11 protein-coding genes are annotated in these 12,221 nt (G+C 69.2%); 6 read left to right on the plus strand and 5 right to left on the minus strand.

Annotated features, from left to right (window positions below):
- Window positions 1-107 precede the first annotated feature (107 nt).
- On the minus strand, window positions 108-3,176 hold the full coding sequence (gene uvrA, locus IF54_RS0115255) for an excinuclease ABC subunit UvrA (protein WP_030318691.1): 3,069 nt from the start codon (window positions 3,174-3,176) through the stop codon (window positions 108-110).
- 231 nt (window positions 3,177-3,407) lie between these two features.
- Between uvrA and IF54_RS0115260 the strand changes: the two genes are divergently transcribed.
- The 5 genes from IF54_RS0115260 to IF54_RS0115280 all read left to right on the plus strand — a co-directional run bounded on the left by IF54_RS0115260 (window position 3,408) and on the right by IF54_RS0115280 (window position 7,613).
- Window positions 3,408-4,094 (plus strand): maleylpyruvate isomerase family mycothiol-dependent enzyme, encoded by a 687-nt coding sequence (locus tag IF54_RS0115260; protein WP_030318693.1) that lies wholly within the window; start codon window positions 3,408-3,410, stop codon window positions 4,092-4,094.
- A gap of 10 nt (window positions 4,095-4,104) precedes the next feature.
- On the plus strand, window positions 4,105-4,761 hold the full coding sequence (locus tag IF54_RS0115265; protein ID WP_030318695.1) for an MBL fold metallo-hydrolase: 657 nt from the start codon (window positions 4,105-4,107) through the stop codon (window positions 4,759-4,761).
- A gap of 325 nt (window positions 4,762-5,086) precedes the next feature.
- Window positions 5,087-5,971, plus strand: a complete 885-nt coding sequence (locus IF54_RS0115270; RefSeq protein WP_030318697.1) for an ABC transporter substrate-binding protein — start codon at window positions 5,087-5,089, stop codon at window positions 5,969-5,971.
- Entirely contained in the window at window positions 5,968-6,858 is an 891-nt protein-coding gene (locus tag IF54_RS0115275) for an amino acid ABC transporter permease (RefSeq protein WP_030318699.1), read from the plus strand. Before IF54_RS0115270 ends, IF54_RS0115275 begins: the two co-directional genes overlap by 4 nt.
- A complete protein-coding gene (locus IF54_RS0115280) occupies window positions 6,855-7,613 on the plus strand; it encodes an amino acid ABC transporter ATP-binding protein (RefSeq protein WP_030318701.1) in 759 nt (252 codons plus the stop codon). Before IF54_RS0115275 ends, IF54_RS0115280 begins: the two co-directional genes overlap by 4 nt.
- A gap of 93 nt (window positions 7,614-7,706) precedes the next feature.
- On the opposite strand, the gene aroQ is transcribed toward IF54_RS0115280, so the two are convergent.
- Window positions 7,707-8,180 carry a type II 3-dehydroquinate dehydratase gene (gene aroQ / locus IF54_RS0115285; protein WP_030318704.1) on the minus strand — a complete coding sequence of 158 codons (474 nt, stop codon included), beginning with the start codon at window positions 8,178-8,180 and terminating at the stop codon, window positions 7,707-7,709.
- Window positions 8,181-8,260: 80 nt separating this feature from the next.
- Between aroQ and IF54_RS0115290 the strand changes: the two genes are divergently transcribed.
- Entirely contained in the window at window positions 8,261-9,307 is a 1,047-nt protein-coding gene (locus IF54_RS0115290) for a S66 family peptidase (RefSeq protein ID WP_030318705.1), read from the plus strand.
- Between the two features lie 81 nt (window positions 9,308-9,388).
- On the opposite strand, the gene IF54_RS0115295 is transcribed toward IF54_RS0115290, so the two are convergent.
- From IF54_RS0115295 to IF54_RS0115305, 3 genes are all read right to left on the minus strand, one after another.
- On the minus strand, window positions 9,389-10,489 hold the full coding sequence (locus IF54_RS0115295) for a calcium:proton antiporter (protein WP_030318707.1): 1,101 nt from the start codon (window positions 10,487-10,489) through the stop codon (window positions 9,389-9,391).
- A 94-nt stretch (window positions 10,490-10,583) separates the two neighbouring features.
- The gene (locus IF54_RS0115300) at window positions 10,584-10,886 is read right to left on the minus strand and encodes a hypothetical protein (RefSeq protein ID WP_030318710.1); all 303 of its coding nucleotides are present in this window, start codon (window positions 10,884-10,886) and stop codon (window positions 10,584-10,586) included.
- 131 nt (window positions 10,887-11,017) lie between these two features.
- On the minus strand, window positions 11,018-12,019 hold the full coding sequence (locus IF54_RS0115305) for a TerC/Alx family metal homeostasis membrane protein (RefSeq protein ID WP_030318712.1): 1,002 nt from the start codon (window positions 12,017-12,019) through the stop codon (window positions 11,018-11,020).
- Between the last annotated feature and the right edge of the window lie 202 nt (window positions 12,020-12,221).

The raw sequence follows: 12,221 nt of genomic DNA on the forward strand, positions 1-12,221 counted from the left end.
AGGCGGGAGCGCTGTAGGCAAGAGGGCGGCGCCCCGCGGGGAGATCCCGCGGGGCGCCGCCCTCTTGCCTCTGCCCCCGGCCGTACCGACCGCGGCTGTCCGTCGACTCAGGCCTTGCGGGCCCGGGTCGCCTTCTTCGCGGGGGTGGCCTTCTTGGCGGCCGCCGCCTCGCCGGCCGTCGCCGTCTTCTTCGCGGCTGTCTTCTTGGCCGCGGTCGTCCTGGCCGTCGCCGTCGTCTTGGGCGTGGACGTGGTGGCGACCGCCTTCTTCGCCGCGGTCGTCTTCCGGGCCGGCGCCTTGCGCGGAGCCTTCACCGCGGCCCCGTCGCTGATCCGGTCGGCGCTCAGGATCTCCCTCAGGAACTTGCCGGTGTGGCTGGCCGGTACGCCGGCGACCTCCTCGGGCGTGCCCTCGGCGACGACCAGACCGCCGCCCGCGCCGCCCTCGGGGCCCATGTCGACGATCCAGTCGGCCGTCTTGATCACGTCGAGGTTGTGCTCGATGACGATGACGGTGTTGCCCTTGTCGACCAGGCCGGACAGGACCTTCAGCAGCTTGCTGATGTCCTCGAAGTGCAGACCGGTGGTCGGCTCGTCCAGGACGTAGACCGTACGGCCTGTGGAACGCTTCTGGAGCTCGCTGGCGAGCTTCACGCGCTGGGCCTCACCGCCGGACAGGGTGGTCGCGGCCTGGCCGAGGCGGACGTAGCCGAGACCGACGTCCTTGAGGGTGTTGAGGTGGCGGGCGATCGCCGGGACGGCGTCGAAGAAGTCCGTGGCCTCCTCGATCGGCATGTTCAGGACGTCGGCGATGGACTTGCCCTTGTAGTGGACCTCCAGGGTCTCCCGGTTGTACCGGGCGCCGTGGCAGACCTCGCACGGGACGTAGACGTCCGGGAGGAAGTTCATCTCGATCTTGATGGTGCCGTCGCCCGCGCAGTTCTCGCAGCGGCCGCCCTTGACGTTGAAGGAGAAGCGGCCCGGCTGGTAGCCGCGGACCTTCGCCTCGGTGGTCTCGGCGAACAGCTTGCGGACGTGGTCGAAGACGCCGGTGTACGTCGCCGGGTTGGACCGCGGGGTGCGGCCGATGGGCGACTGGTCGACGTGCACGACCTTGTCGACGAGGTCGTCGCCGTCCACGCGCGTGTGCCGGCCCGGGACGCTCCTGGCGCCGTTGAGCTCGCGCGCCAGGTGGGTGTACAGGATGTCGTTGACCAGGGTCGACTTGCCGGAGCCCGAGACACCGGTGACCGCGGTGAACACGCCCAGCGGGAAGGACACGTCGATGTCCTGGAGGTTGTTCTCGCGGGCTCCGTGCACGGTGAGCTGCCGGGACGGGTCGAGAGGCCGGCGGATGTCGGGCAGCGGGATGGCCTTCCTGCCCGACAGGTACTGGCCCGTCTCCGACTCGGTGTTGGCCAGGAGCTCCTTCAGGGAGCCGCTGTGCACGACCTTGCCGCCGTGCTCGCCCGCGCCGGGACCGATGTCGACGATCCAGTCGGCGACCTTGATGGTGTCCTCGTCGTGCTCGACGACGATGAGCGTGTTGCCCATGTCCCGCAGCCGGACCAGGGTCTCGATCAGACGGTGGTTGTCGCGCTGGTGCAGTCCGATGGACGGCTCGTCGAGGACGTACAGGACGCCGACGAGTCCGGAACCGATCTGGGTGGCCAGCCGGATGCGCTGGGCCTCGCCGCCGGACAGGGTGCCGGCCGCGCGGTTCAGCGAGAGGTAGTCCAGGCCGACGTCGACCAGGAACTTCAGCCGTTCGTTGACCTCCTTGAGGACCCGCTCGGCGATCTTCTTGTCACGGGCGCTGAGCTTCAGCTCGCCCAGGAAGTCCGCGCAGTCGCTGATGGACATGCCGGAGACCTCGGCGATCGACTTGCCCATGACGGTGACCGCGAGGACGAGCGGCTTGAGGCGGGTGCCCTCACAGGTGGGGCAGGGCACCTCGCGCATGTAGCCCTCGAAGCGCTCCCGGCTGGCGTCGGACTCGGACTCGCTGTGCCGGCGCTTGACGAAGGGCACGGCGCCTTCGAAGGGGGTCGTGTAGACCCGCTCACGGCCGTACCGGTTGCGGTAGCGGACCTCGATCTGCGTCTTGTGGCCGTACAGCAGGGCCTTCCTGGCGCGCTGGGGCAGCCCCGCGAAGGGGATGTCGGTGCGGAAGCCCAGGGCGTCCGCGAGGGCGCCGATGAGCCGGCCGAAGTAGTCCTTGGTGTGGCCGTGCGACCAGGGGTGGATCGCGCCCTCGTCGAGGGACTTGTCCTCGTCGGGGACGATCAGCTCCGGGTCGACCTCCATGCGGGTGCCGATGCCGGTGCACTCGGGGCAGGCGCCGAAGGGCGAGTTGAAGGAGAAGGAGCGGGGCTCCAGCTCCTCGAAGGACAGGTCGTCGTACGGGCAGTACAGGTGCTCCGAGAACATCCGCTCGCGCTCGGGGTCGTCCTCGGGGAGGTCGACGAAGTCGAGCACGACCATGCCGCCGGACAGGCCGAGGGCGGTCTCCACGGAGTCGGTGAGGCGGCGCTTGGCGGAGTCCTTCACCGTGAGACGGTCGACGACCACCTCGATGGTGTGCTTCTCCTGCTTCTTCAGCGTGGGCGGGTTGGAGAGCTGGACGGTCTCACCGTCCACCCGCGCCCGGCTGTAACCCTTGGTCTGGAGGTCGGCGAAGAGGTCGACGAACTCTCCCTTGCGCTCCCGCACCAGCGGCGACAGCACCTGGAAGCGGCTGCCCTCGGGCAGCTCCAGGACCCGGTCGACGATGGCCTGCGGCGACTGGCGCGAGATGGGGCGGCCGCACTCGGGGCAGTGCGGCTTGCCGATGCGCGCGAAGAGCAGCCGCAGGTAGTCGTAGACCTCGGTGATGGTGCCGACCGTCGAGCGCGGGTTGCGCGAGGTCGACTTCTGGTCGATGGAGACCGCGGGCGACAGGCCCTCGATGAAGTCGACGTCGGGCTTGTCCATCTGCCCGAGGAACTGGCGGGCGTACGAGGAGAGCGACTCCACGTAGCGCCGCTGGCCCTCGGCGAAGATGGTGTCGAAGGCCAGCGAGGACTTGCCCGACCCGGACAGGCCCGTGAAGACGATGAGCGAGTCGCGAGGCAGGTCGAGCGAGACGTTCTTCAGGTTGTGCTCGCGCGCGCCACGGACGATGAGACGGTCGGCCACGCCGGTCCGCACCTTTCTTGGCTTGAGAGGAGTGACAGGGGCGGGGCCCCCGTCTTTTCTCAGACTAGGGGGAGCCACTGACAACGCCGGTCGGATTCCCGGATGGGGAACAACAATCCCCGGCCTTCCAGCATGCCCGACGCCGCTTCCGACCATATAGCACGTGCATTCGATTTACGGCACAGCTTCACCACCTTCACCCAAAGGTGTGGCGGGGCTAGGGTCAGCACCATGACTGATCACGCTCATGACCTGGAGTCTGTACGTGGTGCGACCGAGCGGCTGCTGACCGCAGCCGCCAAGATGGACAACGCGGCCGTGACGCAGTCGTCACGGCTTCCGGGCTGGAGCCGCGGCCATGTCCTCGCCCATCTCTCCCGCAACGCCGACGCTCTCGTGAACGTGCTGCGGGGTCGGCCCATGTACCCCTCGGCCGAGGCGCGCGACGCCGACATCGAGCGCGACGCCCCCCGGCCCCTCGACGTCCAGCTCGCCGACCTGCGCGACAGCGGCGCCCGCTTCCAGGAGGCGGGGGCGGAGCCCGCGGACTGGTCGCGCACGGTCGAGCTGCGCAACGGGGTCACCGACGCGGCGGCCCGGGTGCCGTTCCGGAGGTGGGTCGAGGTCGAACTGCACCACGTGGACCTGGGGATCGGGTACGAGCTGGAGGACCTGCCCGAGGAGTTCACGGAACGGGAGATCGTGTTCCTCACCGAGCGCTTCTCCGGCCACCCCGACGTGCCGGCCACGAGCCTGGCGGACGGCACGCACGCGTGGAGCACCGGTCGCGCCGCCGACGCACCGGAGGTCAGCGTCGAGGGCACCGCCGCCGACCTCCTCGGCTGGCTCGCGGGCCGCCGCGACGGCTCCGCGCTGACGGTCCACGGCGGCCCCCTCCCCGTGCTGCCCCCGCTATAGGCTGGCCGTCATGACGTACAGCGGACAGGTGACGGTCGGCGGGCCCGCCGACGTGCACGAGCTCAAGGACCTGATGATCACCAAGGTCGCGGTCGGCCCGATGAACAACAACGCCTATCTGCTGCGCTGCCGGGCCACCGACGAGCAGCTCCTGATCGACGCCGCCAACGAGGCGGAGACCCTGCTCGGCACCATCGGCGCCGACGGCATCGCGTCCGTCGTCACCACGCACCAGCACGGCGACCACTGGCAGGCGCTCGCGGAGGTCGTCGCGGCGACACACGCGCGTACGTACGCCGGGCGGGCGGACGCCGAGGGCATCCCCGTCCCCACCGACGTCCCGGTCGACGACGGGGACGTCATCCGGGTGGGACGTGTGGAACTCACCGCGCGCCACCTGGTCGGGCACACACCGGGCTCGATCGCCCTCGTCTACGACGACCCGCACGGGCACCCGCACGTGTTCACCGGGGACTGCCTCTTCCCGGGCGGCGTGGGCAACACCCGCAAGGACCCGGAGGCGTTCGCCAGTCTGATCCACGACGTCGAGACGAAGATCTTCGACGTGCTGCCGGACGAGACCTGGGTGTACCCGGGCCACGGCCACGACACGACCCTGGGCGCGGAGCGGCCGCAGCTGCCGGAGTGGCACGCGCGGGGGTGGTGAAACCCTTCTGGTTGCACGCGCGGGGGTGGTGAACGCCGGTGCGCGCAAGGGAGGTTGCGCGCGCCCCGTGTGAACTCTTCGCACACGCCGGTGTCACACACGCGCTCCCGGCACAGGTGGTTGCGCAGTCAACTGGGGGCAGCCCCGCACAGGATGACGGCTCCTGCGCGGTAAGGGCCGCCGGTCTTTCGATCCCCGCCCTCGGCCGGCGGCCCAGGCAACCTGTCCGAAAACTGTTCACAAAAATGCAACACCCGTTCCCAATATGCGGACAATTGCCGTTGTGACCTCGACAAACGGGACAGTGGACTGTCACTCTCCCGCCATGCACCCTGCCCCTCGCGCCCTGCGCCGCGCCGTCGCCGCGGCATCCATAGCCCTGCTCGCCACCGCCGTCGGTTGCGCCCCGCAGCCCGAGGACGACGCGAGCGCCAAGGCCTCGGCGCCGACCGGTAACGCCTGCGCCAAGGGCAAGCTGGCCACGAAGGCCTCCGGCAAGCTGACGGTCGCGACGGACGAGCCCGCGTACGAGCCGTGGTTCAAGGACGACAAGCCGGCGAACGGGAAGGGCTTCGAGTCCGCCGTCGCCTACGCCGTGGCCAAGCAGCTCGGCTACGACCGGAGCGCGGTCGTCTGGCAGAGCGTCCCCTTCAACAAGGCCTTCGCGCCCGGGGAGAAGACCTTCGACTTCGACATCAACCAGGTGTCGATCAGCGCCGAGCGCAAGAAGGCCGTGGACTTCTCGTCCGGCTACTACGACGTGCGGCAGGCCGTCATCGCGCTCAAGGGGACGAAGGCCGCCAAGGCGAAGAGCATCGCGGACCTGAAGGGCCTCAAGCTCGGCGCCCAGGTCGGCACGACCAGCCTGAACTACATCCAGGACGTGGTGAAGCCGACGCAGGAGGCCGCCGCGTACGCCAAGAACGACCAGGCGAAGTCCGCGCTGGAGAACAAGCAGGTGGACGCCATCGTCGTCGACCTGCCCACCGCCTTCTACATCACCGCGGCCGAGGTGACGGACGGCACGATCGTCGGGCAGTTCGAGAACCAGGGCGGCACGCCCGAGCAGTTCGGGCTCGTGCTCGACAAGGGCAGCTCCCTCACCTCCTGCGTGACGGCCGCCGTGGACGCGCTCCGCAAGGACGGCACGCTCGCCGAGCTGGAGCAGCAGTGGCTGTCGGACGCCGTCGACGCCCCGGTCCTCAAGTGACGCTCACGAAGGACGAGACCGGCCAGGAGAGCGGTGGCGACTCCTACACGCCGTCGCAGCGGCGGATCGAGCGGGATGCGTTCAAGCGTGCCCGCTCCCGCCGCGCGACGGCGATCGCCGCGGTCTCGACCCTGGTCACCGCCGTCGTCCTCTACCTGGTCGTCGTCAACGCGCCGGGCTGGCCGCGCACCAAGGAGACGTTCTTCAACGGGCAGTACGCGCGCGAGGCGTTCCCGAAGGTCCTCGAAGGACTGTGGCTGAACGTCCGGCTGCTGTTCATCTGCGGCGCGGCCGTCCTGGTCCTCGGCATGCTCATCGCCATCGCCCGCACCCTGCGCGGCCCGGTGTTCTTCCCGCTGCGCTTCCTGGCCGCCGCCTACACGGACTTCTTCCGCGGCCTCCCGCTCATCATCAACCTGATGATCGTCGTCCTGGGCGTCCCGGCACTGCGGCTCCAGGGCGTGACGGTCGACCCGGTGTGGCTGGGCGGCACGGCACTCACGCTGACGTACTCGGCATACGTGGCCGAGGTGTTCCGCGCGGGCATCGAGTCCGTGCACCCCTCGCAGCGCGCCGCGGCCCGTTCGCTCGGACTGTCCAACCGGCAGGCGCTGCGGTACGTGGTGCTGCCGCAGGCGGTGCGCCGCCAGGTGCCGCCCCTGCTGAACGACCTGGTGTCCCTCCAGAAGGACACCGGTCTGGTGTCGATCGGCGGCGCGATCGACGCCGTACGGGCCGCCGACATCATCGTCGGCCGGAGCCTCAACTACACGCCGTACATCGTCGCGGGCCTGGTGTTCGTGGCGCTGACCATCCCGATGACGCGCTTCACGGACTGGGTGACGGCACGGATGGACCGACGGCGGGCGCAGGGAGGGATCGCATGAGCGACACGGACGCGCCGGTGCTGCGGATGGAGTCCGTCCGCAAGACCTTCGGCGACTCGGTCGTACTGCGGGACGTCGACCTGGAGGTCGCCCCGCACACGGTGACCGCCCTGATCGGCGCCTCCGGCTCCGGCAAGTCGACCCTGTTGCGCTGCGCCAACCTCCTGGAGGAGATCGACGACGGCGCGATCTGGCTGGACGGTGAGGAGATCACCGACCCGCGGGCCGACCAGGACGCGGTACGGCGCCGTATCGGCGTGGTGTTCCAGGCATACAACCTCTTCCCGCACATGACCGTGCTGGAGAACATCACCCTGGCCCCGCGGCGGGTGCACGGCGTGGCCCGCGCGGAGGCCGAGCAGCATGCCAGAGAGCTGCTGGAGCGGCTCGGGCTCGGCGGGAAGGCGGACGAGTACCCGGACCGGCTCAGCGGCGGTCAGCAGCAGCGGGTGGCGATCGTGCGGGCCCTGGCCGTACGGCCCCGGCTACTGCTCCTCGACGAGATCACCGCGGCGCTCGACCCCGAGCTGGTCGGCGAGGTCCTGAACGTGGTCCGCGACCTCAAGGGCGAGGGCATGACCATGGTGCTGGCCACCCACGAGATGGGCTTCGCGCGGGAGGTCGCCGACCAGGTTTGTTTTCTGGACTCGGGGGTCGTCCACGAGCGCGGCACCGCCGAACAGATCTTCGGCGAGCCTCAACAGGAGCGGACGCAGCGCTTCCTGCGGCGGATCGTGGAGGCGGGGCGGCTGTAGGCATGTTGTAGCGAGGCGGCTGTAGGCATGTGTAAGAGGCGCCCGCAAGGGCGGACGCCTCTTACAGTCCTACGCCTCGACCCGCTTACAGTCCTACGCCTCGGCCCGTGCCGGTCCCGCCAGCGCGGCGACCCGCTCCACGCCGAAGACGTACCCCTGCACCCCGCACCCCGCGATGACCCCGTCCGCGCGCAGCGAGACGTAGGAGTGGTGCCGGAAGGCCTCGCGCCGGTGGATGTTGGAGATGTGCACCTCCAGCACCGGCATCCCGTCACAGGTGTTGAGCGCGTCCAGGATCGCGACCGAAGTGTGCGAGTAGGCGCCGGGGTTGATGACGATCCCGCAGTGGTTCAGCCGTGCCTCGTGGATCCAGTCGACCAGTTCGCCCTCGTGGTTGGACTGCCGGAAATCGACCGTGCCGCCGTGCGCGGCCGCCGCCTCGGCGCACAGGGCCTCGACGTCGGTCAGCGTCTCCTTGCCGTAGATCTCCGGCTGCCGCTGCCCCAGCAGGTTCAGGTTGGGGCCGTTGAGGATCATGATCGGGGCGTTGGCCAGGGTGCGGGGCACGGTTCCTCCGGTGCGGGTGGGCTGCTCGTCCCCGGTTTATCACGGTGCGACGCGCGCGGTGCCGCCCGTACCCTCCCGGCATGACCACGCTCTCGTACCCCTCCAAGCCCGTACCCGGCGACCGGATCGCCGTCGTCTCCCCCGGCGCCGGCCTCCCTGGGCTCTTCCCGCGCCCCTTCGAACTCGGGCTCGAGCGACTGCGCAAGGAGTACGGGCTGGAGCCGGTCGAGTACCCGACGACGCGCAGGATGGGCTCGACGCCCCAGGAGCGCGCCGCCGACCTCCACGCGGCCTTCGCCGACCCGGACGTCAAGGCGGTCATGGCGTCCATCGGCGGTGACGACCAGATCACCGTGCTGCCGTTCCTGGACCGGGAGTTGATCCGGGCGAACCCCAAGCCGTTCTTCGGGATGAGCGACAACACCAACCTGCTCGCGTACCTGTACGCCACCGGCATCGTCGGCTATCACGGGGCGACCGTGATGACCGCGCTCGGCCGGCCCGTGGCCATGGATCCGCTGACCGCCGACTCCCTGCGGGCGGCCCTGTTCACCTCCGGCCCGTACGAACTCACCGCCGCGGCACGCTGGAACGACGTCAACCGCGACTGGGCCGACCCCGCCACCTTCGACGCGGAACCCGAGACCCGCCCCGGCAACGGCTGGACCTGGGTGAACGCCGACCGGGTGGTGGAGGGCCGCGCCTGGGGCGGCTGCCTGGAGATCCTCGGCTGGCTGCTGATGGCCGACCGCGAGATCGCCCGCGATCTCAGTGAGTACGACGGTGGCGTGCTGCTCCTGGAGACCTCCGAGGAGATGCCGAGCGACCTCGAGGTCTTCCGCACGCTGCGCAACATGGGCGAACGCGGGCTGCTGCAACGCTTCTCCGCCCTGCTGATGGGCCGCCCCAAGACCTGGTCCTTCGAGCGCCCCAGCAGCCCCGAGGAGGCGGACCGTTACGCCGCCGACCAGCGGGAGGCCGTCCTGCAAGCCATGCGCGTGTATGCCCCCGACACCACCATCGTCTTCGACGTGGACTACGGCCACACCGATCCCCAACTCGTCATCCCCCACGGCGGCCTCGTCCGCGTCGACGGCCCCGCCCGGCGCATCACCGTCACCTACTGATCACGCCCGCGCGCCCGCGTAAATGCCGGCCACTTCGGGTAGTTCGCGCTGCGCAGCCTCGGGTGCTTCGCACTGTTGCCGCTACGGATTGATCGCCAGCTCCAGATAGGCCGCGAACAGCACCAGGTGGACGCCGCCCTGGAGCGGGGTGGCCCGGCCCGGGACCACGGTCAGCGAGCTCACCACCACGGTCAGGGCCAGCAGCACCATGTGGGTGGCGCCCAGGCCGAGGACGAGCGGCCCGGAGAGCCAGACGGACGCCAGGGCGACCGCGGGGATGGTCAGGCCGATGCTGGCCATGGCGGAGCCGAGGGCGAGGTTGAGACTGGTCTGCACCCGGTCGCGGCGCGCGGAGCGCAGGGCCGCGATCGTCTCGGGGAGCAGCACCAGCAGGGCGATGATCACACCGACGACGGCGTGTGGGAGGCCCGCCTTGGCCACCCCGGACTCGATGGTCGGCGAGACGCCCTTGGCGAGGCCGACAACCCCGATCAGGGCCAGCCCCAGCAGACCGAGGCTGATCAGCGCGGTACGGGCGGTGGGGACCTCGGCGTGGTCGTCGGCCGTGATCAGCTCGCCCTGGTGGGTGATCGGGAGGAAGTAGTCGCGGTGCCGCACGGTCTGGGTCGCCACGAACAGGCCGTACAGCACCAGCGAGGACAGCGCGGCGAAGGTCAGCTGCGTGGTGGAGAACTCCGGGCCCGGCTTGCTGGTCGTGAAGGTCGGCAGGACCAGACTGAGGGTGGCCAGGGTGGCGACCGTGGCGAGGGCGGCGCCGGTGCCCTCGGGGTTGAAGACGGCAGTGCCGTGGCGCAGTGAGGCCACCAGGAGGCTGATGCCGACGATGCCGTTGCAGGTGATCATCACGGCCGCGAACACGGTGTCCCTGGCCAGGGTGGAACTCTTGTCGCCGCCGTCGGCCATCAGGGTGACGATCAGGGCGACTTCGATGATGGTGACGGCGACGGCGAGAACGAGCGAGCCGAAGGGTTCACCGACCCGGTGGGCCACCACCTCGGCGTGGTGCACGGCCGCCAGCACGGCTCCCGCGAGCACCAGGGTCACGAGCGCCACGACCACGCCGGGCAGATCGCGACCCCAGGTGAACACCAGCAGGGCGACCGCGAGCCCGGGCACGACGGACGTCCAGCGCGTGATGAGCGGCCTGAACCGAGCGATCATGAAGAGATCGTCCCAGGGGCGAACCGGGCATGCACTACTTGAGGTTGAACGGTGGGTGTTGAACCATACGGGCGTTGAACCGGTTGGGTCCGCACTACTTGAGCTCGCCCGAATCCAGGACGTCGCAATTGGTGTACACACGCTCGCCGAAGCTCAGCGCGCCCAGCTGCTCCGCCAGTTTGCTCGTCTCGGGGTCGTCGCTGTTGCGCATGGCCTCCTCGTACGACTCGAATTCGAGCACCGCCAGGTAGTGGTTGGGCTTGTCGCGGTCCCTCAGGAGCATGCGGTGGGTGGGGCCGCCCGTCCGGCCCTCGTTGCGCTGCCCCGCCTCCTCCATCAGCTGCTGCATCTCCTCAAGGCGCTCGGTCGCGAAGCCGATGATCTGCACGAACTTCATGGGGGTCTCCAGCCGGCCACGGCGTCCCCGGGCCGGGGTACGCGCTCCCGGACCAACCAAGCACCGGGAGCGGTGACCGGCAATTCGCCGCGCACCACTCCCGGTGGTGGTTCTTCCTACGCCGACCGTGGTCAGGCCTCGATGCTGTCCTTCGGAGCGCCTTCGCTCTCCGCTCGCGCCGCCTCGGCCGCCGCCTGCTTCTTGGAGGCACGGAGACTGGTGAGCGTGGTCACGATCAGGACCGAGCAGATCACACCGAGGGAGACCGGAATGCTGATCTCGGGGACATGGACCCCGGACTCGTGCAGGGCGTGCAGCACCAGCTTGACGCCGATGAAGCCGAGGATGATCGACAGGCCGTAGCTGAGGTGGACCAGCTTCTTCAGCAGGCCGCCTATGAGGAAGTACAGCTGGCGCAGACCCATCAGGGCGAACGCGTTGGCCGTGAAGACGATGTACGGGTCCTGGGTCAGGCCGAAGATCGCCGGGATCGAGTCGAGGGCGAAGAGCACGTCGGTGGTGCCGATGGCGAGCATCACGACCAGCATCGGGGTCATGACCCGCTTGCCGTTCTCCTCGATCCACAGCTTGGTGCCGTGGTATCGGTCGGCGACACCGAACCGGTGCTCAACGGCCTTGAGCAGCTTGTTCTCCTCGAACTCCTCGTCCTCGTCGTCGGCGCGGGCCTCCTGGATGAGCTTCCAGGCGGTCCAGATGAGGAACGCGCCGAAGATGTAGAACACCCAGGCGAAGCTGGCGAGGATCGCGGCACCTGCGGCGATGAAGATCGCGCGCAGCACCAGGGCTATCAGGACACCGACGAGCAGGACCCGCTGCTGGTACTGCGAGGGCACCGCGAACTTCGCCATGATCAGGACGAAGACGAAGAGGTTGTCCACGCTCAGGGACTTCTCGGTGATGAAGCCCGCGAAGAATTCTCCCCCGGCCTGACCACCGCCGAAGATCAGCAGTCCGAGGCCGAAGAGTCCGGCCAGGGCGATCCAGACGACGGTCCAGATGCCCGCTTCCTTGATGGACACGTCGTGCGGCTTGCGGCCGATGAAGAAGTCGACCGCGATGAGGGCGGCGAGGCCCACGACGGTCAGGACCCACAGGGTCACGGAAACGTCCACAGTTCCTCCGGCAATACGTAACGGCAAGTAACCAGCGTCGTCGCGCTGCCGGAGGTCTCTTCCACCCACGGTGGGCCGACGCCCCGGGATCAGGCCTGATCCGTATTGACGGGTACGCCGCAGTCGACAGGGAGTACTCCCCTCCGTGCCGTCAACGGTACCCAATCACCAAGGAAAGGTAAAGCGATTGGCAAAATAAAAG

This window comes from Streptomyces sp. NRRL B-3229 (assembly GCF_000719505.1).
Classification (GTDB): domain Bacteria; phylum Actinomycetota; class Actinomycetes; order Streptomycetales; family Streptomycetaceae; genus Streptomyces; species Streptomyces griseorubiginosus.